The 24,641-nt window shown below is 66.9% G+C and carries 26 protein-coding genes; 13 read left to right on the top strand and 13 right to left on the bottom strand.

The genetic code is table 11. The features are described from left to right. Positions 1 to 65: 65 nt before the first annotated feature. The 5 genes from rplT to AB4Z37_RS13240 all read left to right on the top strand — a co-directional run bounded on the left by rplT (position 66) and on the right by AB4Z37_RS13240 (position 5,875). The gene (gene rplT / locus AB4Z37_RS13260; RefSeq protein WP_211968734.1) at positions 66 to 425 is read left to right on the top strand and encodes a 50S ribosomal protein L20; all 360 of its coding nucleotides are present in this window, start codon (positions 66 to 68) and stop codon (positions 423 to 425) included. Positions 426 to 557: 132 nt separating this feature from the next. Further along, entirely contained in the window at positions 558 to 1,640 is a 1,083-nt protein-coding gene (gene pheS, locus AB4Z37_RS13255; protein ID WP_441517203.1) for a phenylalanine--tRNA ligase subunit alpha, read from the top strand. Further along, positions 1,637 to 4,060 (top strand): phenylalanine--tRNA ligase subunit beta, encoded by a 2,424-nt coding sequence (pheT, locus tag AB4Z37_RS13250; protein WP_441517202.1) that lies wholly within the window; start codon positions 1,637 to 1,639, stop codon positions 4,058 to 4,060. Before pheS ends, pheT begins: the two co-directional genes overlap by 4 nt. Next, positions 4,057 to 4,827, top strand: coding sequence for a sulfite exporter TauE/SafE family protein (locus AB4Z37_RS13245; protein WP_441517201.1), 771 nt, complete (start codon positions 4,057 to 4,059; stop codon positions 4,825 to 4,827). The genes pheT and AB4Z37_RS13245 overlap by 4 nt, the downstream gene beginning before the upstream one ends. Positions 4,828 to 4,912: 85 nt before the next feature. Then, positions 4,913 to 5,875 carry an MBL fold metallo-hydrolase gene (locus AB4Z37_RS13240; protein ID WP_441517200.1) on the top strand — a complete coding sequence of 321 codons (963 nt, stop codon included), beginning with the start codon at positions 4,913 to 4,915 and terminating at the stop codon, positions 5,873 to 5,875. Positions 5,876 to 5,931: 56 nt separating this feature from the next. On the opposite strand, the gene AB4Z37_RS13235 is transcribed toward AB4Z37_RS13240, so the two are convergent. The 3 genes from AB4Z37_RS13235 to AB4Z37_RS13225 form a co-directional block, all read right to left on the bottom strand. Next, positions 5,932 to 6,447: a hypothetical protein gene (locus tag AB4Z37_RS13235; protein WP_441517199.1), complete on the bottom strand. Its 516-nt coding sequence runs from the start codon at positions 6,445 to 6,447 to the stop codon at positions 5,932 to 5,934. Positions 6,448 to 6,667: 220 nt separating this feature from the next. Further along, positions 6,668 to 7,051 carry a hypothetical protein gene (locus AB4Z37_RS13230; RefSeq protein WP_441517198.1) on the bottom strand — a complete coding sequence of 128 codons (384 nt, stop codon included), beginning with the start codon at positions 7,049 to 7,051 and terminating at the stop codon, positions 6,668 to 6,670. Between the two features lie 319 nt (positions 7,052 to 7,370). Continuing rightward, positions 7,371 to 8,816 (bottom strand): flavin monoamine oxidase family protein, encoded by a 1,446-nt coding sequence (locus AB4Z37_RS13225; protein WP_441517197.1) that lies wholly within the window; start codon positions 8,814 to 8,816, stop codon positions 7,371 to 7,373. 222 nt (positions 8,817 to 9,038) lie between these two features. On the opposite strand from AB4Z37_RS13225, the gene AB4Z37_RS13220 reads away from it, so the two are divergent. Continuing rightward, on the top strand, positions 9,039 to 9,920 hold the full coding sequence (locus AB4Z37_RS13220; protein WP_441517196.1) for a YiiX/YebB-like N1pC/P60 family cysteine hydrolase: 882 nt from the start codon (positions 9,039 to 9,041) through the stop codon (positions 9,918 to 9,920). A gap of 90 nt (positions 9,921 to 10,010) precedes the next feature. Further along, the gene (locus AB4Z37_RS13215; protein ID WP_441517195.1) at positions 10,011 to 10,760 is read left to right on the top strand and encodes a sulfate transporter family protein; all 750 of its coding nucleotides are present in this window, start codon (positions 10,011 to 10,013) and stop codon (positions 10,758 to 10,760) included. Between the two features lie 189 nt (positions 10,761 to 10,949). Here AB4Z37_RS13215 and nth read toward each other — a convergent pair whose 3' ends face one another. Beyond that, a complete protein-coding gene (gene nth, locus AB4Z37_RS13210) occupies positions 10,950 to 11,828 on the bottom strand; it encodes an endonuclease III (protein WP_441517331.1) in 879 nt (292 codons plus the stop codon). A gap of 22 nt (positions 11,829 to 11,850) precedes the next feature. Between nth and AB4Z37_RS13205 the strand changes: the two genes are divergently transcribed. The 4 genes from AB4Z37_RS13205 (at position 11,851) to AB4Z37_RS13190 (ending at position 14,505) form a co-directional block, all read left to right on the top strand. Beyond that, positions 11,851 to 12,372, top strand: coding sequence for a DUF2244 domain-containing protein (locus AB4Z37_RS13205; protein ID WP_441517194.1), 522 nt, complete (start codon positions 11,851 to 11,853; stop codon positions 12,370 to 12,372). 54 nt (positions 12,373 to 12,426) lie between these two features. After that, on the top strand, positions 12,427 to 13,323 hold the full coding sequence (locus AB4Z37_RS13200; protein WP_441517193.1) for a methylated-DNA--[protein]-cysteine S-methyltransferase: 897 nt from the start codon (positions 12,427 to 12,429) through the stop codon (positions 13,321 to 13,323). A gap of 73 nt (positions 13,324 to 13,396) precedes the next feature. Then, complete coding sequence (locus tag AB4Z37_RS13195; RefSeq protein ID WP_441517192.1) at positions 13,397 to 13,981, top strand: helix-turn-helix domain-containing protein; 585 nt, start codon at positions 13,397 to 13,399, stop codon at positions 13,979 to 13,981. Then, positions 13,978 to 14,505 (top strand): GNAT family N-acetyltransferase, encoded by a 528-nt coding sequence (locus tag AB4Z37_RS13190; protein ID WP_441517191.1) that lies wholly within the window; start codon positions 13,978 to 13,980, stop codon positions 14,503 to 14,505. Before AB4Z37_RS13195 ends, AB4Z37_RS13190 begins: the two co-directional genes overlap by 4 nt. A gap of 18 nt (positions 14,506 to 14,523) precedes the next feature. On the opposite strand, the gene AB4Z37_RS13185 is transcribed toward AB4Z37_RS13190, so the two are convergent. Next, positions 14,524 to 14,793 (bottom strand): BA14K family protein, encoded by a 270-nt coding sequence (locus AB4Z37_RS13185; RefSeq protein ID WP_441517190.1) that lies wholly within the window; start codon positions 14,791 to 14,793, stop codon positions 14,524 to 14,526. A gap of 219 nt (positions 14,794 to 15,012) precedes the next feature. Between AB4Z37_RS13185 and AB4Z37_RS13180 the strand changes: the two genes are divergently transcribed. Then, positions 15,013 to 16,005, top strand: a complete 993-nt coding sequence (locus tag AB4Z37_RS13180) for an AraC family transcriptional regulator (protein ID WP_441517189.1) — start codon at positions 15,013 to 15,015, stop codon at positions 16,003 to 16,005. A gap of 34 nt (positions 16,006 to 16,039) precedes the next feature. On the opposite strand, the gene AB4Z37_RS13175 is transcribed toward AB4Z37_RS13180, so the two are convergent. The 8 genes from AB4Z37_RS13175 to dnaK form a co-directional block, all read right to left on the bottom strand. Beyond that, a complete protein-coding gene (locus AB4Z37_RS13175) occupies positions 16,040 to 16,663 on the bottom strand; it encodes a 2,3-bisphosphoglycerate-dependent phosphoglycerate mutase (RefSeq protein ID WP_441517188.1) in 624 nt (207 codons plus the stop codon). A gap of 23 nt (positions 16,664 to 16,686) precedes the next feature. Next, positions 16,687 to 17,499: a 4-hydroxy-tetrahydrodipicolinate reductase gene (gene dapB, locus AB4Z37_RS13170; RefSeq protein WP_441517187.1), complete on the bottom strand. Its 813-nt coding sequence runs from the start codon at positions 17,497 to 17,499 to the stop codon at positions 16,687 to 16,689. 153 nt (positions 17,500 to 17,652) lie between these two features. Further along, positions 17,653 to 17,958, bottom strand: coding sequence for a DUF1330 domain-containing protein (locus AB4Z37_RS13165; RefSeq protein WP_441517186.1), 306 nt, complete (start codon positions 17,956 to 17,958; stop codon positions 17,653 to 17,655). A 36-nt stretch (positions 17,959 to 17,994) separates the two neighbouring features. Then, on the bottom strand, positions 17,995 to 18,708 hold the full coding sequence (pyrF, locus tag AB4Z37_RS13160; protein WP_441517185.1) for an orotidine-5'-phosphate decarboxylase: 714 nt from the start codon (positions 18,706 to 18,708) through the stop codon (positions 17,995 to 17,997). Positions 18,709 to 18,715: 7 nt separating this feature from the next. Further along, positions 18,716 to 19,297: an NADPH-dependent FMN reductase gene (locus AB4Z37_RS13155; RefSeq protein ID WP_441517184.1), complete on the bottom strand. Its 582-nt coding sequence runs from the start codon at positions 19,295 to 19,297 to the stop codon at positions 18,716 to 18,718. A gap of 60 nt (positions 19,298 to 19,357) precedes the next feature. Beyond that, on the bottom strand, positions 19,358 to 19,960 hold the full coding sequence (locus tag AB4Z37_RS13150; protein ID WP_441517183.1) for a class I SAM-dependent methyltransferase: 603 nt from the start codon (positions 19,958 to 19,960) through the stop codon (positions 19,358 to 19,360). 90 nt (positions 19,961 to 20,050) lie between these two features. Next, positions 20,051 to 21,181, bottom strand: a complete 1,131-nt coding sequence (gene dnaJ, locus AB4Z37_RS13145; RefSeq protein ID WP_441517182.1) for a molecular chaperone DnaJ — start codon at positions 21,179 to 21,181, stop codon at positions 20,051 to 20,053. 57 nt (positions 21,182 to 21,238) lie between these two features. Beyond that, a complete protein-coding gene (gene dnaK / locus AB4Z37_RS13140; protein WP_441517181.1) occupies positions 21,239 to 23,137 on the bottom strand; it encodes a molecular chaperone DnaK in 1,899 nt (632 codons plus the stop codon). Between the two features lie 447 nt (positions 23,138 to 23,584). On the opposite strand from dnaK, the gene AB4Z37_RS13135 reads away from it, so the two are divergent. Next, positions 23,585 to 24,526 (top strand): hypothetical protein, encoded by a 942-nt coding sequence (locus AB4Z37_RS13135; RefSeq protein WP_441517180.1) that lies wholly within the window; start codon positions 23,585 to 23,587, stop codon positions 24,524 to 24,526. Positions 24,527 to 24,641: the final 115 nt, after the last annotated feature.

Genomic DNA, 24,641 nt, shown 5'->3' with positions numbered 1-24,641 from the left:
GATCGCCGGGCCGCACCATCGCGGCCGTTTTCGTCACCCATTCGAGATTTTTGAGGAGGTCTGTCATGGCTCGCGTCAAGCGCGGAGTGACGGCTCACGCCAAGCACAAGAAAGTCTACAAGGCCGCCAAGGGTTACTATGGCCGCCGCAAGAACACGATCCGCGCCGCCAAGCAGGCGGTGGAGAAGGCCGGCCAGTACGCCTTCCGCGATCGCAAGCGCAAGAAGCGCACCTTCCGCGCGCTCTGGATCCAGCGCCTCAACGCCGCCGTGCGTCCGTTCGGCCTGACCTACAGCCGATTTATCGACGGCCTCGCCAAGTCGGGCGTGACCGTGGATCGCAAGGTGCTGTCGGATCTGGCCATTCATGAGCCGGCGGCTTTCCAGCTGATCGCCGAAAAGGCCAAGGCCGCCCTCGCGGCCTGAGACCTTCAACGCCTGCCTTGACGAGGCCGACACGACCGGGGCTTTGACCTGAAAGCCCCGACCGTTCGGCTGGGCCCGTTTGATCCCCGCCGGACGATCCACCGAGATCATTGTTCCGCTTTGGGGCTCAAGATGTCCGAACTCAACGCTCTGCAAGCCGATCTGCTCAGCCAGATCGCCGCGGCCTCCGACGAGGCCGCGCTCGAGGCCGTGCGCGTCTCAGCGCTCGGCAAGAAGGGCTCGATCTCCGCGCTGCTCGCGACCCTCGGCAAGATGTCGCCGGAGCAGCGCAAGACCGAGGGCGCCGCGATCAACGCGGTGAAGGACGGCGTCTCGCAGGCACTCGCCGCCCGTCGCGACGTGCTGAAGGCCGCCGCGCTCGACGCCCGCCTTGCGCGTGAGACAGTCGACGTCACCCTGCCGCTGCGCGACAGCGCCACCGAGACCGGCCGCATCCATCCGCTGACCCAGGTGTGGGACGAACTCACCACCATCTTCGCCGACATGGGCTTTGCGGTGGCCGAAGGTCCGGACATCGAGACCGACGACTACAACTTCACCAAGCTGAACTTCCCCGAGGGCCATCCGGCCCGCGAGATGCACGACACCTTCTTCTTCAATCCGAAGGAAGACGGCTCGCGCCTCCTGCTGCGGACTCACACCTCGCCGGTGCAGGTGCGCACCATGCTGAGCCAGACGCCACCGATCCGCGTGATCTGCCCGGGCCGCACCTACCGCATCGACTCGGATGCGACCCATACGCCGCAATTCCACCAGGTCGAGGGCCTCGTCATCGACAAGGGCTCGCATCTCGGCCACCTCAAGTGGATCCTGCACGAGTTCTGCAAGGCGTTCTTCGAGGTCGACAACATCAACATGCGCTTCCGGCCGTCGTTCTTCCCGTTCACGGAGCCGTCGCTGGAAGTCGATATCCAGTGCCGCCGCGACAAGGGCGAGATCCGCTTCGGCGAGGGCGAGGACTGGCTGGAGATTCTTGGCTGCGGCATGGTTCATCCGAACGTGCTGCGCGCCTGCAACATCGATCCCGACGTCTATCAGGGCTTCGCCTGGGGCATGGGCATCGACCGCATCGCGATGCTGAAATACGGCCTGCCCGACCTGCGCGCGCTGTTCGACGCCGATGTGCGCTGGCTCGACCACTACGGCTTCCGGCCGCTTGAAATCCCGACACTGGCCGGAGGGCTGTCGTCATGAAGTTCACCCTGTCCTGGCTGAAAGAGCATCTCGTCACCGACGAGCCGCTGGACAAGCTTGCCGACAAGCTGACCATGATCGGCCTCGAGGTCGAGCACATCGAGGACAAGGGCAAGGCGCTGGCGCCGTTCACCATCGCCCGTGTGATCTCAGCCGAGCAGCACCCCAATGCCGACCGACTGCGGGTGTGCATGGTCGACACCGGCGACGGCGGAGCGCCCATCCAGGTGGTGTGCGGCGCGCCGAACGCGCGCGCCGGCCTTGTCAGCGTGTTCTCGCCGCCCGGCACCTTCATTCCCGGCAAGAACATCACGCTTGGCGTCGGCAGCATCCGCGGCGTCGAGAGCCGCGGCATGCTGTGCTCGGCCGCCGAGCTTCAGCTGTCGGAAGACCATGACGGCATCATCGAGCTGCCGGCGGACGCGCCGATCGGCCAGGCCTATGCAGAGTGGGCGAAACTCGGCGATCCCGTGATCGAGATCAACCTGACGCCCAACCGCCAGGACTGCACCGGCGTGCATGGCATCGCCCGCGACCTGTCGGCCGCCGACATGGGAACGCTGAAGGATCCGACGATCAAGCCGGTGAAGGGCGAATTCCCCTGCCCGGTGCAGGTCACCGTCGAGGACGCCGCGCTGTGTCCTGGCTTTGCGCTGCGCCTCGTGCGCGGCGTCAAGAACGGCCCGTCGCCGGAGTGGCTGCAGAAGCGGCTGACTTCGATCGGCCTGCGCCCGATCAACGCCCTCGTCGACATCACCAACTTCATGACGTTCGACCGCAGCCGTCCGCTGCATGTCTTCGACGCCGCCAAGGTCAAGGGCAACCTCACCGTGCGGCGCGGCCGCACCGGGGAGACGCTGCTCGCGCTCGACGGCCGCACCTACACGCTGGACGACCAGGTTTGCGTGATCGCCGACGACCACGGCGTCGAATCGCTCGCCGGCATCATGGGCGGCGAGGCGTCGGGCTGCTCCGACGACACCACCGACGTGCTGATCGAATCGGCGCTGTGGAACGAGATCAACATCGCCCAGACCGGCCGCAAGCTCGGCATCAATTCGGATGCGCGCTACCGCTTCGAGCGCGGCGTCGATCCGGCCTTCATGGTGCCGGGCCTCGAGCTCGCGACCAGGCTGGTGATGGAGCTGTGCGGCGGCACGCCGTCGGAAGCCGTGGTGATCGGCAAGACCCATGGCGACGACCGCGTGATCGACTACCCGCTCACCGAACTCAAGCGCCTCGCCGGCATCGAGGTGCCGCTGATCGAGACACGCCGCATCCTCGGCCATCTCGGCTTCATGGTGGCCGGCAATGGCCCCGTGGTGAAGGTGGCGGTGCCGTCGTGGCGCAGCGACGTCGCCGGCAAGGCTGACATCGTCGAGGAGATCGTGCGCATCGTCGGTGTCGACCGCGTGCCGATGGTGCCGTTCGAGCGCGGCGACAGCCCGCGCAAGCCGGTGCTGACGCCGCTGCAGCTGCGCACTCGCCGCGCCAAGCGCGCGCTGGCGGCGCGCGGCATGACCGAAGCCGTGACCTGGTCGTTCATTCCCAAGGCCCAGGCCGAGCTGTTCGGCGGTGGCCAGCCCGAGCTTGCGCTCGCCAACCCGATCGCGGCGGACCTCTCCGACATGCGGCCGAGCCTGCTCGCGGGCCTCGTTCGCTCGGCGCAGGCCAACGCCGACCGCGGTTTCCCTGACGTCGCGCTGTTCGAGGTCGGCCAGATCTTCCGCGGCGACCGCCCGCAGGATCAGCAGATGGCGGCGAGCGGCATCCGCCGCGGCCTCGCCTCGTCGCGCACGCCGGGACGGCACTGGTCGGGCTCGGCAACCGTCGACGCCTTTGACGCCAAGGCCGACGCGCTGGCGGTACTCGCTGCCGCGGGTGCGCCGGTGCAGGCGATCCAGGTGGTGCCGGCGCGCGAGGCGAAGACCGCTCCGGCGTGGCTGCATCCGGGCCGCTCCGGCGTGCTGCAGATCGGGCCGCAGAACGTGCTGGGCTATTTCGGCGAGCTGCATCCGCGCGCGCTCGAGGTACTGGACGCCGAGGGGCCGCTGGTCGGCTTCGAGGTCGTGCTCGACCGCATCCCCGACGCCAAGGCGAAGCCGACCCGGGCCAAGCCGCTGCTCGACCTGTCGCCGTTCCAGCCGGTGTCGCGCGACTTCGCGTTCATCGTCGATCGCGCCGTCAAGGCCGGCGACGTGGTGCGCGCCGCGCAGGGCGTCGATCGCAAGCTGATCACCGCGGTGAACGTGTTCGACCTCTATGAGGGCAAGGGCATCGACGACGGCAAGAAGTCGCTGGCGATCGCGGTGACGCTGCAGCCGCGTGACAAGACCCTGACCGATCAGGAGATCGACGCCGTGGCGGCCAAGGTCGTCGCCGAGGTGACCAAGAAGACAGGCGGCGTGCTGCGCGGATGAACTTCGCAGCGCTGCTGCCGTCGGACCTCAGTCCCCATCATGTGCTTGCGATCGGCGCCATCGCGCTGATCGCAGGCGCCGCGCGCGGCTTTTCCGGGTTCGGCTCCGCGCTGATCTTCATGCCGCTGGCGAGCACGTTTGCCGCGCCGAGCCTCGTCGCCGGCCTGTTGCTGGTGATCGATTCGATCGCGGCGGTGCCGCTGATCCCCGATGCCCTCAAACACGCCGACCGCCGGCCGGTGGCCGCGATGGTGCTCGGCGCCATCGTTGGCGTGCCGATCGGCACCTATGCGCTGACCCGGCTCGATCCGGTGGTGACACGCTGGATCATCTCGGCCTTCGTCGTCGCCATGCTGGCGCTGATCGCATCGGGCTGGCGCTACCGCGGCACCGACCGCGGCGGCATCGCCATCGCGGTCGGCAGCGTGTCCGGCTTTTGCGGCGGCCTCGCCCAGACCGGCGGACCGCCGGTGGTCGCCTACTGGCTCGGCCGTCCGATCGAGCCGCATGTCGTGCGCGCCAACATCGTGCTGTTCTTCGCCGGCTCCGACATCGCATCGGTGGCGAGCTACCTGGTCGCGGGGCTGTTGACCCCCGACGTGCTCAAGCTCGCGCTGCTGATCGGCCCGGTGTTCGCGTTCGGTCTGTGGCTCGGCGCGCAGATGTTCGGCAAGGCGAGCGAAACGCTGTTCCGCGTCATCTGCTATTCGCTGATCGCGCTCGCCGCGGTGGTCGGCCTGCCGCTGTTCGACGGCGTGCTGCGTTGAAGCGCTGAGCCACCGAGTCGCTTGCCTCCGCAAACGCATCGAGACTAGGCTCGGGCGAGGTCATAACCCGAGCCGGAGTTCCCTGATGATCGATCGTCGCGGCCTGTTGATCGGAGCCGCCGTCGGCGCCGCAACGTCAGTGAGCACACCGTTTCGCACCCTGGCCCAGGTGACCGGCAACAAGCCACGAACCCGCATTGTCTTTCTCGGCACCAAGGGCGGCCCGCGGGTCGGCACCGGCGCCTCGAACCCGGCAAATGCCGTAATCGTGAACGGAACGCCGTATGTGATCGACTGCGGCATGGGCGTCAGCCGGCAGCTGGTCAGCGCCGGAATCCCGCTGCCGTCGGTGAAGTACATCTTCATCAGCCACCATCACTCCGACCACAACCTCGAATACGGCAACCTCGTCTACAACGCCTGGGCTGCCGGCCTGTCGACATCAGTGCATTCGTTCGGCCCGGCGGGGCTGGAAGCGATGACGAAGACCTACTGGGAGCTGAACAGGTTCGATGTCGACACCCGCATCGAGGACGAAGGCCGCCCTGATCCGCGCAAGCTCCTGATCGCCAAGGACATCACCGAGGACGGCGTGGTGCTGCAGACCGACGACGTCAAGGTCACGGCATTCCGCACGCCGCATCCGCCGATCACCGACAACTTCGCCTACAAGTTCGAGACGCCGGACGGCACCATCGTGTTCTCCAGCGACACCGCCTACAATCCCAAGCTCGCCAAATTCGCTGGGGGCGTCGACGTGCTGGTGCACGAGGTGCTGTACCTGCCCGCGGTGGATCAACTGGTGCAGCGGACCAAGAATGGCGCCACGCTGAAGAAGCACTTGCTCGACAGCCATACCGCAGCCGAGGACGTCGGCCGCATCGCGAGCGCCGCCGGCGTCAAGACGCTGGTGCTGAGCCATATCGTGCCGCCGCCCGGTGACGGGCTCGACGTCACCGAGGAAGGTCTGACCGCCGCCGTGCGCACGAACTTCAGCGGCAGGATCATCGTGGCCAGAGACCTGATGGAGCTGGCGCTCCCGGTGTGACGCCCCGCCGACCGGGCGGACGCGACAATGTCGCGCCCGCCGCCGACCCCGACCACCTACCCGAACCAGTAACGCACGATACGATGGCTGCTCGGGTCCGTCTCGAAGTTGACCCGATCGCGTCGATAGTCCTTGGTGATGGGATCACCCGTGCGATAGACGCGGACCGTGTGACCGATCAGGTCAGCAATCCGGTCCGGATTGGAATCCAGCCCCAGCAGGTTGGCGGCAATCGGCAGGTCGAGCGGGAACGGATCCTCGTCGCCCGCCTCGGCAAGCTTGCGCGCCGGTCCGGGATCGAACGTCCACATCCGGAAGCCGAGCCCTGACAGCAGAAACAACTGATGGCGCGTGACGCCATCGAGAGCAATCGAGAACACGTTCGCCCACGCGGTCGGCGAGCCGCACAGGGCCGGAACGAAGATCGGCAGCCGCTCGCGCTGGCCGTTGCCGATGACGCGGATGCCGATCGCCTTGATAGCGTCGGCATCGACCTGCAATGGCCGCGGCTTGATCTCCGGCTCGCACTGAATGGTCCCGTCCTGCTTGTACACGGTGGCAGCAAGATCCATGGCACACTCTCCTCCTTACAGCCGCGCCACACGTGTCGCGGTGGCCGGCGTTCGCTAGCAACGCGATAAAGCAGCCCCCGAAGCAATGTCCGCCCAGAGCGCGTGCGCTTTTGATGGAATCGCGCACGCGCTCTAATCTTCAGTTCTGACGCGTTTTCTTCACGCGAAGCGGTGCCCACCCCCCGATCAGGTCCGGCGGCATGCTTCGCTCGAAAACGCTCTAAAACACCACGAACGCCGCGGTGCCGCGCAATGGCTGCACGGTATAGAAATCGAGCTGACCGTTCGGCTGCCCGATGATCGACCCGCGATGCAGCGCCGTGATGCCGTCCGTTACGATGGGTGCGCTGTCGGACAGATTCAGATTGACCCGCGGGATCAGCACCGTGAAGGTCGTCGAACCTGCATCGGTCGTCTCCTGGATCACGACGCTGACGAGCGTGCCGAGCTCGGTTTCGGTGCTGCGAATCTGGTCGCCAACGAACAGCCTGTTCAGGCTCGCCGAGTGGTAGTTGAAGTGCGGCTTGCCCTCGAAGCTCGAGCTTGAATAAGTGATCTGCAATCCAGCGCCGGACAATTCGTAGAGGTTGGGACGCTTGCTCATGACTGATGTCCTCGGTTTCAATGCGAAGGTTTGGCTGCACGACGGCAGCCGATGGCGGGCCCGCTCCTGCGAGCAGCCAATCAAATACAAGCGAGAATTCGTGCGCGTGGCTCACCGGATGCATCGGCTCCGGCGATAGCACGCACTAGCTTTTCATGTCAGGAACGGGCGGAGATATCGGCTCCGCATGCGTATTCAAATCGCGTCATGCAACAACTTGACGATCAATCCATGAATGTAAGCAGAAAGCCTTGCGCTTTGTCCAGAGCCTGCCTGCGAATCCCGCTCCGCGGGAGCGGCATTCGATCCTGAGTTCCGTTCAGTTCCGCGGCCAGAACAGCGACGGTCCGCGCGCACCTTCGGCGGATTTCGCGCGCGGGCGCCGCGCCGGACGTGCGGGCGCTGCGGGCTCGGCGTCCTTCAGCACGCCGATCCTCTTCAGTGCCGCTTCAGCGGCGCGCTCGCCGCTCTCCCAGGCGCCGCCGACAGTGCCCCACTGGGTCTCGTGCGTGGCCTCGCCCGCGAGCAGCAGCGCGCCGAGCGGTTCGGCCAGCACGCGCCGGCTCAGCTGTGCGCCGGGCGCTGCCGCCGACATCGCGCCGAGAACGTAAGGCGCGGCGTCCCAACGCGTGACGCTGGTGCGTTTCACCGCCCTCGCGATCTCGCTGCCGAACAGCTTGCCGAGCCACTCGGTCGCGAACGCCACCATGGCGGCATCCCCCTGCGCCGACAGATCGCGCCCGAAGCTGCCGCCGACATCGACGGTGCAGATCGACGAGCCGCCGAGATTGGTGGTGAGCGCCGCCGTGCGGTTATCGCGGCTCTGCTCGATCAGCACGTCATCGCGCGACAGCCCGAGCGGATTGCCCGGCAATTCGAGCGCGATGTGATCGCAACTGCCGAGGCTGAGCTTGCCAGCGGCATCGAGCTGACGCTTCGGCAGCTCCGGCGCGAATTTGATCTTGCCCGCCGTCAGCACATTGGTGGACGCGGTGACGATGACGGCGCGCGCATGGATCGCGCCGGCCGGCGTCTCCACGGTGCAGTCACGGCCACCCCAGACCACGCGCGTCGCCGGGGTCGACAGCGCGAGCGGCAAACCCTCGGCGAGCTTGGCGAGGAGCGCACCAAGTCCGGGACGCACCGACACCGCTGCATCGCGATGCAGCGCGCGGACCTGGTCCACCGTGGAAAGATCCCTGAGATCCTTGCCCGTAGCATAGGGGCCGAGCAGAAACTCGGCCGCGCCGCTCCAGTCGCCGAGATCCTTCGGCAGCACCGCGGCGCAGGCGATATCGCCGCGACGCGCCGCATCGTCGATGGCGCGATTGGCGCGCACCAGGGTTGCAAGAAAATCCTCCGCCTCGCCGGCACGCGCATAGCGGCGGCCGATCCGCATCTTCTGCCCCTGTGGCGCGGTCACAATGTCGAGCCCGGCGCTGCGCGCAAGCTTCACCAGCGGCTGGATGTCGGGATTGTAGAGCCAGTGCGCGCCGCGATCGAACGGCACGTCGAATGCGGCGGTGTCGGTCTGGCAGCGGCCGCCGATGGTCGTGCCGGCCTCGACCACCAGCACCTTGCGGTTGGCGGCAGCGATGCGGCGCGCCGCCGCGATCCCGGCCGCACCGGCGCCGATCACGACAATGTCAGCATCGCGCGGCAGCGCCGCACCCCATGCCACCGAGCGCCCTGCGACCGCCAGTCCCAGCGACAGGCCGACGAAACCCCGGCGTGTCAGTGGTATCGCGGGCCCTGAAAATGTCATCGCATGGTTTCCGAATATTTGCCGATGCCGCATCGCCAGCATCGCCGCCATCTGGCGCGCCACGCCAACTTGCCGTATTGACTGGGGATCGGCAACGGTCATGGTTACCTGAACATTGCTTCGATTGCAGACCCATGAACCAAATTGCAATGGCTTTCGACCATCATGATGGGCGCCAAGAATAAAGCGGACGGGACGAGCCGCGGCGGGGGAGAGACCATCATGGGCTTCATGCTCGACACTGTTGGAAAGTGGATCGCGCACTACCTCCAGAAGGAGGAGCCCGGTTATGAGCCGTTCACGCCGAGCGATCCGACCCGCCTGCGCGAGGTGATCGAGCCCGGCGACGTGCTGCTGGTCGAAGGCAACAGCCGCATTTCCGGCATCATCAAGTATCTCACCCAATCGACCTGGTCGCACTCGGCGCTCTATGTCGGCCCGATCGACGGCGCGTCGGAGCCCAACGGCGAACCGCATGTGCTGATCGAGGCCAATGTCGGCGAAGGCGTGACGTCGGCGCCGCTGTCGAAGTACTACCGCTATCACACCCGGATCTGCCGGCCGATCGGGCTGTCGCATGAGGACCGCACCACGGTCTGCCGCTACACCATCAACCGTATCGGCTTCGGCTACGACACCAAGAACATCATCGACCTGATGCGCTACCTGATCCCGATGCCGGTGCCGCAGCGCTGGCGGCGGCGCATGATCGCCATGGGCTCGGGCGATCCCACCAAGATCATCTGCTCGGCGCTGATCGCCCAGGCGTTCGGCGCGGTGCGCTATCCGATCCTGCCGAAAATCACCGAGGCCGGCAGCCGCCAGGCGCGGCGCGAGATCCTGCACATCCGCGATTCCTCGCTGTACATGCCGCGCGACTTCGACATCTCGCCCTATTTCGCTGTCATCAAACCGACGATCGAGCGCGGCTTCGACTACACCGCGCTCCACTGGGCCGACAAACCCAAGCCGCTCGCGGAGGTGGCGGCCGACGAAGATCCCTTTCCAGCGGGACTCGTCGAAACGCCGGAGGCGCCGCTCGCGCCAGCCGACCCCGTGACCGTGCGCAACCCGGCCGAAAGCCGCCTGGAACCGGTGGTCTGACCCGGCCTGCCACAGGTTCCGCGCCGCGACACCTTGCGCCGCCGCAGCGGCATCTCTACCTCTGGCAGCGGTTTTGACCGGAGAGGCGGTATGCTCGACGCTGCGACCAAGGCGTTGTCCCAGATGTTCTCAGGCCCGATGCGCGCCATCCTGTGGAAGGCGATCGGATTGTCACTGGTGCTGATCGTGGTGGTCGGCATCGCGCTGCAGCGCCTTTTGACCTGGTTCGCCACCTCCGGCGAGGTGTGGCTCGAGGCCAGCGTCGGCCCGTCCTACCATGCCGCGATCAACGCGCTGGCCTGGGTGCTGTCGATCGCCGCCAGCCTCGGCATCGTGTTCGGCGCCGTGTTCCTGATGCCCGCGATCACCTCGTTCGTGGCGAGCTTCTTCGTCGACGACATCGCCGACCTCGTCGAGCGCGAGCACTACCCGGCCGAACACGCCGGCCACGCGCTGCCGATCGGCGTCGCCTTGACCGAGGGCACCAAGACCGCGCTGCTGACCGTGCTGGTCTACCTGATCGCGCTGCCCTTCGTGTTCCTCGCCGGCGCCGGCTTCATCGTGTTCTTCATCGCCACGGCCTGGCTGCTCGGCCGCGAGTATTTCGAGCTCGCCGCGATGCGCTTCCGCTCCCCCGCGGAAGCCAAGGCCCTGCGGAAGCAGAACGGCGCGATGGTGTTCGTGGCCGGGCTGTTCATCGCCGCCTTCGTCTCGATCCCGATCGTCAATCTGGCGACGCCGCTGTTCGGCATGGCGTTCATGGTCCATGTCCACAAGCTGATGTCGGGACCGCGGCCGGAACTGATCGAGCCGGGTCGCGTGCGCACTCCCGTGGCCTGAACAAGCCACCTCATGCAGTATCATTTCCGGGCGCCGCCAACGGGTCTGCGCAAAGCGCGGCCCGATGACAGGCTCCGCGGCGAACGCGGAATCTCGGCATTAATTGCAGGCAGAGCTTCCGGATAGCCGCTGCGCGGCTTCCGGAATGACAGCGGCAAGAACGACGCCGGAGAGATCTTCAGTCCCGACCTAGACGATCTTCTCCGGCCAGCGGCAGAGATCGTTGATCACGCAGCGCTCGCACAGCGGCTTGCGCGCGATGCAGGTGTAGCGGCCGTGCAGGATCAGCCAGTGATGGGCGTGGCGCTTGAACTCGACCGGGATGATGCGCTCCAGCTTGAGCTCGACCTCGAGCGGCGTCTTGCCGGGCGCAAGTCCGGTGCGGTTGCCGACGCGGAACAAATGCGTGTCCACCGCGATGGTCGGCTCGCCGAAAGCGATGTTGAGCACGACGTTCGCGGTCTTGCGGCCCACACCTGGCAAGGCCTCGAGCGCGGCGCGATCGCGCGGCACCTCGCCGCCATGACGCTCGATCAGGAGCTGTGACATCGCAATGACGTTCTTGGCTTTGTTGCGGTAGAGGCCGATGGTCTTGATCGCCTCGCGCACGCGCTCCTCGCCGAGGGCCAGCATCTTCTGCGGCGTGTCGGCGACCGGGAACAGGTTGCGCGTCGCCTTGTTGACACCGACGTCGGTGGCCTGCGCCGACAGCGCCACCGCGACCAGCAGCGTATAGGGATTGATGTACTCGAGCTCGCCCTTGGGCTCGGGATCAGCCTCGCGAAAGCGGCGGAACGCCTCGGTGACCTCGGCCGCGGTCCACGGCTTCGCCGCGGTCGACCGGGACCTGGCTGATGTCGCCTTGGTTGATGTCGTCTTGGCCGATGGTGACTTCGTCGACGGTGACCTGGCTGATTGTGACCTGGCTGATTGTGACGCGGCCGACACCGATCTGGCCGGTGCCGATCGGACCGGTGGTTTCGAAACAGCGCGCTTTCGGGAGGGGGACGCGGAGGATGCCGTCGCGGCCCTGGGTTTTGACGTTCGGCCGCTCGTCTTTTTTGCCATGATGCCGATATAATGACGGGCGATGACGTCGGGCAACGATTTTGATCATGACACGATGAACGCCGTGGTGTTCGCGGCACGGCTCGAGCCGCATCGCTCGCTGAACCGCACCGGCTTTCTGGTGCTGATGGGCTTCGTCAGCGCGGTGAGTTTTGCCGCGGGCCTTGCTTTCCTCCTGATGGGCGCCTGGCCCGTGTTCGGCTTCTTCGGCCTCGACGTGCTGGTGATCTACTGGGCATTCCGCGTCAACTTCCGCCGGGCAGCCGCCTATGAGGAGGTGCGCCTGACCTATGGCGAGCTGCGCCTGCGCCGTGTCAGCCATCGCGGCCAGACCCTGGAATGGGCATTCAATCCGCTGTGGCTCAGCATCCAGCAGGAGAGCCATGAGGAGTTCGGCGTCGAGCACCTCTATCTGGTGGCGCGCGGCCGCCGCATCGGCATTGCCAGCTTCCTCAGCCCCGAGGAAAAAGGAAGCTTTTACAAAGCGTTGACCGCCGCGCTGCAGGAAGCCCGGCGCGGCCCGACCTACAATCCGGTGACCTGAGCGCTCGTCGGAAATCGGGTGGTTCGCCGTTCTCCCCCAACCTACATTCGGAGCATGATGACGCTCGCTCTCGATCACCACCGTTCCACCAGGCCCGGGCCGCAGGACACGGCACTGCGCGACTACGACTGCGTGCGCCGCGCGATCGCCTTCATCTCCGAGCGCTGGCGCAACCAGCCGACCATCGAATCGATTGCCGATGCCGCCGGCGTCACCCCGGACGAGCTGCACCACCTGTTCCGCCGCTGGGCCGGCCTCACCCCAAAGGCCTTCATGCAGGCGCTGACCCTCGACCACGCCAAGGGCCTGCTGCGTGATTCCGCCAGCATCCTTGATGCCGCGCTCGACTCGGGCCTGTCGGGCCCGGGGCGGCTGCACGACCTGTTCGTGACCCATGAAGCGATGTCGCCGGGCGAGTGGAAGACAGGCGGCGCCGGCATGGTGATGACCTATGGTTTCCACCCCTCGCCGTTCGGCACTGCCATCGTGATCGCCACCGACCGCGGCCTCGCAGGCCTCGCCTTCGCCGACCCCGGGCAGGAGCAGCCGGCATTTGCCGACATGCAGCGGCGCTGGCCCAACGCAGCCTATGTTCAGAGCCAGGACGGCACCGCGGACCTCGCGCGGCGGATCTTCGACACCAGCCTGTGGCGACCGGACCAGCCACTGCGGGTGATCCTGATCGGCACCGACTTCGAGGTGCGGGTGTGGGAGACGCTGCTCAAGATCCCGATGGGCCGCGCCTCGACCTATTCGGACGTCGCCGCGAAGATCGAGCGGCCGAAGGCGTCGCGCGCCGTCGGCGCCGCCGTCGGCAAGAACCCCGTGTCGTTCGTCGTTCCCTGCCATCGCGTGCTCGGCAAGAGCGGCACGCTGACCGGCTACCACTGGGGCGTGACCCGCAAGCAGGCGATGCTGGGCTGGGAAGCCGGCCAGGTCGGCATCAACTAGCAGGGTCGGCATCGCCTCTTGACGATTTATCGATCATGTTGGATTTTATTTCCGGTATGATGGAGAAGCCTTCATGGACTCCGGCATCAATGCCCGGATTGCGGCGCGGCTGCGCGACCTGCGCGCCACCCACGGGCTGACACTCGATGCGCTCGCCGCGCAGAGCGGGGTCAGCCGATCGACGATCTCGCTGATCGAGCGTTCCGAGACCAGTCCCACCGCTGTGGTACTGGAGCGGCTGGCCGCGGCGCTGGGCGTCGCGCTCGCAAACCTGTTCGAACCGATCGGGAGCACCGCCGATCCGGTGTCCCGCCGGGCAACCCAGGCGGTGTGGCAGGACCCCGCGTCCGGGTACGTCCGCCGCAACGTCTCGCCGCCGGCAGCGCGGACGCCGATCCAGATCGTCGAGGTGACCTTCCCACCTGGCGCGCACGTCACCTACGACACCGGCGGCCGTGCCGCGCCGCTTCACCACCAGGTGTGGGTGCTGGACGGCGCGATCGAGGTGATGGTCGGCGCCATCAGCCATGTGCTCGCGGCCGGCGACTGCCTCGCCTTCACGCTGGACCGGCCGACCGCCTACCGCAACCCCACCACGCAGGCCGCGCGCTATGCCGTGGTCATCGTCGGCGGCCATGCCGAACGGGTGCAACCGTGACCGGCGCTCCTGCCGCCATCCGCAGGCTCACAGCGCTCAACGCGCACGACATCGCCGGACTCGCGGAGGTGCTGATCGACTGCGTCGACGGCGGTGCCTCCGTCAGCTTCATGCATCCGCTGTCGCCGGAGAAGGCGACCGCGTTCTGGCACGGCCTCACCGCCGACGTTGCCGAAGGGCGGCGGCTGCTGCTTGCGGCGTCGGATGCCGACGGCATCGTCGGCACGGTGCAGCTGGTGGCAGCGCAGCCGGACAACCAGCCGCATCGCGCCGACGTGGCCAAGATGCTGGTCCATCGCAGGGCCCGTCGCCGCGGCGTTGGCGCCGCGCTGATGCGCGCGGCGGAGGACGCCGCGCGTGCCGCCGGCAAGACGCTGCTGGTGCTCGATACCGTGACCGACAGCGACGCCGCACGGCTCTACACCCGGCTTGGCTGGGTGCTCAGCGGCAGCATACCCGACTATGCGTTGTGGCCGCGTGGCGGCCTGTGCAGCACAAGCTTCTACTATCGCAAGCTCGACTGAGCGCGGATCGCGGTGCGCCTACTGGCAGACGTGGCGACGGCCGTCACGCCCGATATAGGTACCGCTCGCCGGATCGAACGAACGATAGCGCTGCGCGCACGACAGGTCGCGGTCCCGCGTCTCTGCCGCGGCATAGGTCCGCGCCGGCGAGGGACAACTGTTGGTAAAGGGCGGCGCCGGATACCCGTCCACGCACCCGATCTCACCCGGTCCGCGCGCATTGGCCGTCCCGCTCAACGAGAGCGTCATCGCCACCAGCACGCCCGCCAACATCGCTGCCTTCATCATGGGAATCCTCGCGGTTCGCAGCGGTTCACGGCCAGTTGAACGCGTCGCCCAACGTGACACAGCCGTCGTCCGCTGTTCGCTTGAGATGCGCATCGATCACCGCAGCGCCATGGATCGGGCGTCCAGAACTTCCAACCTGCCGTCCAGACCCCATATGTCATGAGACCCGCTCGGCCGGCTGGCGGAGCCGGTCTCTCGGATGATCGGGAGCGACTGCGCATGGAAGACGGATTGTCCGAACTGCTGCAGGCGATTCGCGTCGAGGACGCATGCTGTCTGCACGCCGAGCTGAGCGCGCCGTGGGGCTGTCGTCGGGAATCGTCTCCCAATGCCATGATCTACATCTGCGTGGACGGCCATGCGCATGTCGCCGTCACGGCTGCCGCGCAAAGTGTCGCGCTCCGTCCAGGCGATTGCGCGGTCGTTGCCCACGGCAGCGCGCACACGCTCAAGGACTCGCCGTCGAGCCCGACACTCGCGCGGATTCCGGATCCCGACATCGATGCCGGCACCGGACTGCCGACCATCCGCTGCGGCGGCGGCGGCGGCAGGGCGACGCTGATCGCCCTCGAACTGCAGCTCGACCGGATGCGGGCGCGGTCGCTGCTGCGCGTGCTGCCGCCGCTGCTGCACGTTCCCGGCGAGGACGGACAACTGCCGCCGTGGGCGCGACCGCTCGCCCATGCCAGCGACATCGAGATCATGCGGCGCGGCCCGGGCTCGACGGCGACACTGATCCGGCTCGCCGAGATGCTGTTCATCCAGCTTGTGCGCGCAGCTGCCGATAGCTTTGTCGCCGACGTGGCGCACGGCACGCACCACACGCGGTGGTCGCCGCCGATCATCAATGCCCTTCGCCTGATCCGCGAGCAGCCCGGCCGGCGCTGGTCCGTGGCCGGCCTCGCCGCCCAGGTCGGCATGTCGCGCTCGGCATTCGCCGCCGCCTTCGCCCGCGAGGTGGACGAACCGCCGATGCAGTATGTCGCCGCCCAGCGCATGCTGCGCGCGGCCGACCTGCTGAAGACGCCGGACATCGCGATCGCCGAGATCGCGGTTCTGGTCGGCTATGAATCGGATATCGCGTTCGCGCGCGGCTTCAAGCGGCACCACGGCATCGGACCGGGCGCCTATCGCCGCGTGGCGAAGCTCGGGCCGGCCGCCGAGGCCAGCCCACAGGCCCGTCAGATGATGGCACGGCCGCGGTCCGCCTGACGGCGGGCCCCGCGCCAGTCATGAGCCTCTCGTCTCAGCCCGCGAGATCGATCTTGGAGGCGACGGTCGAGTCGGCATTGAGCTGGTAGATCACCGGCGCACCGGTGCCGAGCTCGCGCTTGAGGATCTGCTCCGGCGTCAGCTTCTCCAGCACCATGATCAGCGCACGCAGCGAATTGCCATGAGCTGCGACCAGCGTGCGCTTGCCACGCAGCACGAACGGCAGGATCTCCTGCACGTAGTACGGCAGCGTGCGCGCCAGCGTGTCCTTGAGGCTTTCGCCGCCAGGCGGCGGCACGTCGAACGAACGGCGCCACACCAGCACCTGCTCCTCGCCCCACTTGGCGCGGGCATCGTCCTTGTTGAGGCCGGACAGCTCGCCATAGTCGCGCTCGTTGAGCGCCTGGTCGCTGATCACCGGGATGCTGGGCTGTCCCAGCTCCTCCAGCGCAAGCTTGAGCGTGTGCTGCGCCCGCGTCAGCGCCGACGTGAAGGCGATGTCGAAGGTGTAGCCCTTGTCCTTGAGCTTGCGGCCGGCGGCGCGAGCTTCGGCAATGCCCTGCTCGGTGAGGTCAGGATCCTTCCAGCCGGTGAACAGATTCTTCAGATTCCATTCGCTCTGGCCATGACGCACCAGCACAAGGCAACGATCGCTCATTCTTCGCTTTCCGGAGGTTGGAGTCAGTCACTGAGACCGAGCACGTCGGTCATGGAATAGAAGCCCGGCTGCTTGTCCCGCGCCCACAGCGCCGCCTTGAGCGCGCCGCGGGCGAAGATCATGCGGTCTTCGGACTTGTGCGACAGCTCGACCCGCTCATAGGGGCCGGCGAAGATCACGGTGTGATCGCCGGTCGCGGTGCCGCCGCGCAGGGTGGCAAAGCCGATGTCGCCGCGCTCGCGCGCGCCGGTGTAGCCGTCACGCGCCCGCACCGAACGCTGCTGCAGGTCGATGCCGCGGCCTTCCGCCGCCGCGCGGCCGAGCATGTAGGCGGTGCCCGACGGCGCATCGACCTTGGCGCGGTGATGCATCTCCAGGATCTCGATGTCGAAGTCCTCGTCGAGCGCGCGCGCCACGCGCTTGACCAGCGCCGCCAGCAGGTTGACGCCGAGGCTCATATTGCCCGACTGCACCACCACCGCGCGCTTGGTGACGCTGCGGATCACCGCATCGTCGGACTTCGACAGCCCGGTGGTGCCGATGACATGGACGATGCCGCGCTCGGCGGCGATCGCGACATTGGCGATGGTCGCCGCCGGCACGGTGAAGTCGATGATGCCGTCGGCCTGCGCCGACATCGCCCACAGGTCCGCGGACAGCAGCACCCCGTTCGGCGACAGACCGGCGAGCACGCCGGCGTCCTGCCCGATCAGCTCCGAGCCCGGCGCTTCCAGCGCGCCCGCCAGCACCACGCCGTCGGTCTCGGCGATGGCGCGCACGAGGGTGCGGCCCATGCGGCCGCCGGCACCCGCCACGATCAGTCGCATATCAGCCATGGCTCTTCATCCTCGTACCGCACAACATCTTGAAAACATGACGGAAACGCCGTATCACGCGCCGCCGGTCAGTCGGCGCGACGGCTGCATCTATAGGCGATGGGACCGACCTTGTCAGCCCGCGGAAGGCCGAATCAGGCCGCAGCGACAGCCTCAGGGCTGGGGACCGTCATACCCCTCGATCACGATCAGGTCGGCGACGCTGTGCGGCGCGCGGATCGCGATCAGGCGCTGATATTCCGGCGATTCGAAGCAGGCCAGCGCCGCGGCATAATCGGGAAATTCCAGCACCACGTTGCGGCTGCGGTGGTTGTCGCCTTCCTTGGCCTCGAACTGGCCGGCGCGAACCAGGAAGCGGCCGCCATACTTCTTGAACACCGGGCCGTTCTCGGCGACGTACTGCTTGTAGCCATCGACATTGCTGATATCGACGCGCGCGATCCAGTATCCCTTCGCCATCTGCTTCTCCTCGATTGTGTGTTGTCAGCGGCAGTCTCAGCCGAGCGCCTGGGCGATCTCGGCGACAATCGCCTCCGCCGCGGCTTTGGGATCGGCAGCCGCGACCACCGGACGGGCCACGACCAGATAGTCGGCGCCGGCGGCAATCGCCTGCGTCGGCGTCATCACCCGCTTCTGGTCACCGCTGGCGCTGCCGGCCGGCCGGATGCCCGGCGTGACGAGCGCGAGCTGAGCGCCGACAATCCGGCGCAGCCGCGCAGCCTCCTCGCCCGAGCAGACGAGGCCGTCGACACCGATGGCCTTGGCCTGCCCGGCGCGCGCCTGCACGAGATCGGAGACGCCGAGACGGTAGCCGGCTTCCTGCAGGTCGGCATCGTTGAACGATGTCAGCACGGTCACCGCGAGAATTTTCAGCGCCGAGCCGCCACGCCCGTCGACCGCCGCGCGCATGGTCTGGGGATAGGCGTGGACGGTGAGGAAGGTCGCGCCGGAGGAGGCGATGCTCTCCACCCCGCGCGCCACGGTGTTGTCGATGTCATGCAGCTTGAGATCGGCGAACACCTTCTTGCCGGCGTCCGCGAGCTTGCGGATCAGCGGCAGGCCGCCGGCATAGGCGAGCTGGTAGCCGATCTTGTAGAAGGTCACGCTGTCGCCGAGCCGTGCGATCATCGCCTCCGCGGCCTCGACGCTCGGCAGATCGAGACCGACGATCAGCCGGTCGCGGACGTCGATTGGTTTTGCCGTCGTCATGTTCACTTCACCTCATCTGTTGCGCGACGTCGATCAGCTGGCGCACCACGCCGCGCAGCGCTTCCGCGTCTCGCGTGTCCTTGAGCTGGTCATCGTCGGTGAATGCATGGTCCGCAGCCGACAGCGCCATCTGCTGCGGAATGACGGTGGCCCCGAGGCCGAGCGTCAGGATCTGGCGCAGCGCCATCAGCGCACGCATGCCGCCGAACTTGCCGGCGGAGGCGGCGGCGATGGCAAAGGCGCGGCCACGGAATACCTGCAGCGGCGGCTCGCCGCGCTCACGCACCCGGCTGACCCAATCGATCGCGTTCTTCAGCAGCGGCGGCACGGAGGCGTTGTATTCCGGGCTGACCAGCAGCACGCCCTGGTGCTGGCCCATCATGTGCTTGAGATCGACGGCGGGCCTCGGCACGCCCGATTGGGCTTCGTGGTCGGCGTCGTAGATCGGCAACGCATAGTCGGCGAGCGAGATCCGCGTCACCTCGACGCCCGCCAGCGCTAATTCCTTCGCCGCAAGCGCCGCGAGGCGGGCGTTGAACGATCCGGTGCGGAGCGAGCCGGGAATGACGAGAATCTTGATCGCGGACATCTGTTCCTAACGGGATCCGCGCCCAAGACTACGGGACAAGATTCGGCGATCAGGCTGGGATCACCCCTTGCGATACACCCAGACGCGCGCAGGGGGAAGGTTCATCCAGATCCGCTCCGACGCCTCGGTTTGAACGCCCGACAGCGACTTGGGGATCGGCGGCGTCACCGAATAGGTGAACTGGACGAAAGGCGCCCCCGGCGCCAGCGCGACAAAGGCATCGCGGATCAGCTTGAGGCGGGTGCGCATCGGCTTGGTGACGAGCGGAAGCCCGGACACCACCGCGCCGGCCGGCTTGTCCAGCACGTCCCACAGCGTGTTGCGTAGCGCATAGGCGTCGCCCTGAACCACCCTGGCGTTCGGATAGCGCTCACGCAGCAGCGCGCAGAAACCCGGATTGTACTCGACCAGCACCAGCCGCTTCTGATCGACGCCGCGCTCGATGAGCGCGTTGGTGATTGCGCCGGTGCCGGGACCGAGCTCGATCACCGGCGCATCGTGATGTGGATCGACATACTGCGCCATGGTGCGCGCGAGCAGCTTGCCCGACGGCATCACTGCACCCATGTGCAGCGGCTTTTCGATCCATGAACGGAGAAAGCGGACTTCGTCATCGAGACGAAGCGGCTTTTTCAGAACACGCACAGACGATTGCGGAGGCATATCGGGACCGGGCAAGCTGAAAGCGGGCAGGTGTCAGATTTTCGTCATAAATCCGTATCGCCGCGACCGCCCATGGTCAAGCCGCTGGGCTCACGCAGTTCCGGCGCGCGGGCCGAAGAAGTCCTTGACTTTCGCGAAGAACCCCGAGGCCTCGGGCTGAGTGTCGCCGGACGACAGTTTTTCGAACTCGGCCAGCAATTCCTTCTGCCGCTTGGTCAGATTCTGCGGCGTCTCGACCACGACCTGGACATACATGTCACCGGTCTGGCGCGACCGCAGCACCGGCATGCCCTTCGATGCGACGCGGAATCGGCGTCCGGACTGGGTTCCGGCCGGCACCTTCACCTTGGTCTTGGCCTTGTCGATGGTCGGCACTTCGACCTCGCCGCCCAGCGCCGCGGTGATCATGGAGATCGGCACGCGGCAGTGCAGGTCGGCGCTGTCGCGCTGGAACAGCTCGTGCGAGGCCAGCGACAGGAAGATGTAGAGATCGCCCGACGGACCGCCGCGCACCCCCGCCTCACCTTCACCGGCGAGACGGATGCGGGTGCCATCCTCGACACCGGCGGGAATGTTGACCGACAGCGTACGGTCGCGCGTGACCCGGCCGGAGCCGGCGCACCCACCGCACGGATCCTCGATCACCTGGCCGCGGCCCTGGCAGCCCGGACATGTGCGCTCCAGCGCGAAGAAGCCCTGGGCGTGGCGGACACGGCCCGCGCCACCGCACATCGAGCAGGTCTTGGGCCGCGTGCCGGCCTTGGCGCCGGTGCCGGAACAGGATTCGCAGGTGACGGAAACGGGGATATGAATTTCGGCGGTCTTGCCCTGGAAGGCTTCCTCCAGGGTGATCTCCATGTTGTAGCGCAGGTCCGCGCCGCGCTCGCGGCCGCCGCGGCTGCGCTGCCCGGCCATGCCGAACAGATCCTCGAAGATGTCGGAGAACGAGGAGGCGAAGCCGGCGCCGAAGCCATGCGCACCACCGCCCATGCCCTGCTCGAAGGCGGCATGGCCGAAGCGGTCATAGGCGGCCCGCTTCTGGCCGTCCTTGAGCACCTCGTAGGCCTCGTTGATTTCCTTGAAGCGCACTTCACTGGACTGGTCGCCCGGATTCTTATCCGGGTGCCATTTCATCGCCAGCTTGCGAAAGGCGGACTTCAGGCCGGACTCGTCGACGTCGCGTTCGACTTCCAGCGTCTCGTAGTAACAGCGTTTCGTCATCGAGGGAGTTCTCGCAAGAACCTCCCCCGATGAGGGGGAGGTTATTGGCTATGAGGATTACGCTGACTTCTTGTTGGTCTTATCGTCGTCGACCTCGGTAAATTCCGCGTCAACGACATCGTCCTTGGCCTTCGCCGCAGCGCCGGCCTCGGACTGCTGGGCGTACATCGCCTCGCCAAGCTTCATCGACGCCTGGGCCAGCGTGTTGGTCTTCGCCTTGATCGCCTCGGCGTCGTCACCCTTCAGCGCTTCCTTGAGATCGCTGACCGCATCCTCGATGGCGCGGCGATCGGTCTCGCCGATCTTCGCGCCATGCTCGGCCAGCGCCTTCTCGGTGGAATGCACCAGCGCGTCGGCGTGGTTCTTGGCATCGACCGCCTCGCGGCGCTTCTTGTCCTCGGCCGCATTGGCCTCGGCGTCCTTGACCATCTTCTCGATGTCGCCCTCGGACAGACCGCCGGACGCCTGGATCCGGATCTGCTGTTCCTTGTTGGTCGCCTTGTCCTTGGCCGACACGTTGACGATGCCGTTGGCGTCGATGTCGAAGGTGACCTCGATCTGCGGCATGCCGCGCGGCGCCGGCGGGATGCCCATCAGATCGAACTGACCCAGCATCTTGTTGTCGGCGGCCATCTCGCGTTCACCCTGGAACACGCGGATGGTCACGGCATTCTGGTTGTCTTCCGCGGTCGAGAACACCTGGCTCTTCTTGGTCGGGATCGTGGTGTTGCGCTCGATGATGCGGGTGAACACGCCACCCAGCGTCTCGATGCCCAGCGACAGCGGGGTGACGTCGAGCAGCAGCACGTCCTTGACGTCGCCCTGCAGCACGCCGGCCTGGATCGCAGCGCCGATGGCGACCACTTCATCCGGGTTGACGCCCTTGTGCGGCTCCTTGCCGAAGAACTGCTTCACGACTTCCTGGATCTTCGGCATGCGGGTCATGCCGCCGACCAGCACCACTTCGCTGATCTCGCCGGCGGACAGGCCGGCATCCTTCAGCGCCTTGCGGCACGGCTCGATGGTCTTCTCGACGAGGTCGGCGACCAGCGCTTCGAACTTGGCGCGGGTCAGCTTCATGGTGAGATGCTTCGGGCCGGTCTGGTCCGCCGTGATGAACGGCAGGTTGATTTCGGTCTGCGTCGTCGAGGACAGCTCGATCTTGGCCTTCTCAGCAGCTTCCTTGAGGCGCTGCAGGGCGAGCTTGTCGTTGCGCAGGTTGATGCCCTGCTCCTTCTGGAACTCGTCGGCGAGGTAGCCCACGAGGCGCATGTCGAAGTCTTCGCCGCCGAGGAAGGTGTCGCCGTTGGTAGACTTCACCTCGAACACGCCGTCACCGATCTCGAGCACCGACACGTCGAAGGTGCCGCCGCCGAGGTCATACACCGCGATGGTGCCCTGCTTGGCCTTGTCGAGGCCGTAAGCCAGCGCAGCCGCGGTCGGCTCGTTGATGATGCGCAGCACTTCCAGGCCGGCGATCTTGCCGGCGTCCTTGGTCGCCTGGCGCTGGGCGTCGTTGAAATAGGCGGGAACGGTGATGACGGCCTGGTCGACCTTGGCGCCGAGATGGGCTTCCGCGGTCTCCTTCATCTTCTGCAGGATGAAGGCGGAGACCTGCGAGGGCGAATAAGTCTTGCCGTCGGCCTCGACCCAGGCGTCGCCGTTGCCGGCCTTGACGATCTTGTAGGGAACGAGACCCTTGTCCTTCTCGACCATCGGGTCGTCGTAGCGGCGGCCGATGAGGCGCTTGACCGCGAAGAAGGTCCGCTCGGGATTGGTCACTGCCTGGCGCTTCGCCGGCTGGCCGACCAGACGCTCACCATCATCGGTGAAGGCGACGATGGACGGCGTCGTCCGCATGCCTTCCGAGTTCTCGATGACTTTCGGGTTTTTGCCATCCATCACGGCGACGCACGAGTTCGTGGTGCCGAGGTCGATACCAATGACCTTTCCCATGGTCCTTCAATCCTTCTCTTGCGGCAGGTTGGCTGGGCCCTGACGGCGCCCCGAACCGAACCCCCTCATTGATCAATTCTCCGCGACATGCGGCGCTCCGCCTCATATAGGAGGGGGGGTACGGGCCGCAAGGACCGACGCGCCGCAGCTTGAGAAAAGTCAATCAATTTCGGCCCAGCGCAAATCCCGGCACGGCGTGGAACAACTGCCCGAACAAGACCTGAACGCGCCGCCCCGACCCCGCCGGCCGAGACACTCGGTCGCGTCGCCGGACGGCGCCGGCCCCGTCGGAATTAACGTTTCGGTATGCCGCCGGATTGCTAAGCTGACCGGATCGATTCCGCGCACCTAGCAGCGCCGGGCCGAACGAGGGCACAATGGCCGAGGCTGGCTGGCAACGGGCCCAGGCACCATCGAACGGCCGTATTGCAATCCCAAGAGACCCCCATGAGACACCTTCGGCTGTTCGCCTTTGTTCTCGCCTCGCTCGCCGCGCTGTCGCCGGCTCTCGCCGCCGATCCGACCTTTCCGAAGGGCGTCCGTGTCGGCCTTGTGCCGATCGAAGGACTTGCGCCGGCGACGGGTTTTCCCGGCTTCGAGGCCACCGACCAGCGTGTCAAGGTGGTGGTGACGGAACTGCCGAAGGAGGCGTTCGACTCGGTCGAAGCAGCCTTCAAGGCCAGCCCGCCCACGGGCAACCGGCCAAAGCTCGAGCCGTTCGAGCTGGAAAGCGGCAACAAGGCCTACATCACCCGGGAAACCGCGGTCGATGAGGGGTCCAATGTCCGCCGCTTCTCGCTGATCATCGCCGGCCCGGCGTTTTCCGGCTATGTGGCGGCGCAGGTGCCCGACAAGGCGACGGCGGCCTACTCCGACGACGCGGTCCGCAAGATGCTGTCGAGCGTCGCGCTGCGCCGGAACGTGCCGCCGGAGGAGCAGCTCGACCGCCTGCCGTTCAAGCTGACCGACCTCGGCGGCTTCAAGACCATGCGCACCATTCCCGCCGGCACCACGGTGCTGCTGACCGACGCCGAGGACGAGGATGGCGTCGACGCCGCCACCTACATGCTGATCGGCCTGATGGGCAGCGGTCCGGCGACGCCGGACGATCGTGGCCGCTTCGCCCAGCAGATCATCTCGGCGCTGCCCGGCCTGCGCGACGCCCGCATCACCTCGTCCGAGCCGCTGCGGATCGAAGGCTCGCCCGGCTACGAGACCCGGCTCGAGGCGGTGACCGGCAAGGACAACACCCCGGTGACGGTCATCCAGTGGCTGCGCTTCGGAAGCGGCAGCACCACGCTGCGGATCGTGGCGAGCGCCAAGCGCGACGCCTGGCCTGCGGCATTCCCGCGCTTCCGCGCCGTGCGCGACGGGATCGCGGCCCGCTGAACCCGCCGGCCCTGCGCCTCCGCGCCGGCGGCCCATGCCGTTGTCCGCGCCGTGGCATGGCCATGTTTTGCACTTGAGATTCGCCAGCCCACTGATGGATGATCCCGTGGTCATT

The sequence above is a fragment of the Bradyrhizobium sp. 2TAF24 genome, from assembly GCF_052115025.1.
GTDB lineage: Bacteria > Pseudomonadota > Alphaproteobacteria > Rhizobiales > Xanthobacteraceae > Bradyrhizobium_A.
The sequence above is the reverse complement of the archived record's forward strand: the minus strand, read 5'-3'. Positions and strand labels throughout refer to the sequence as shown.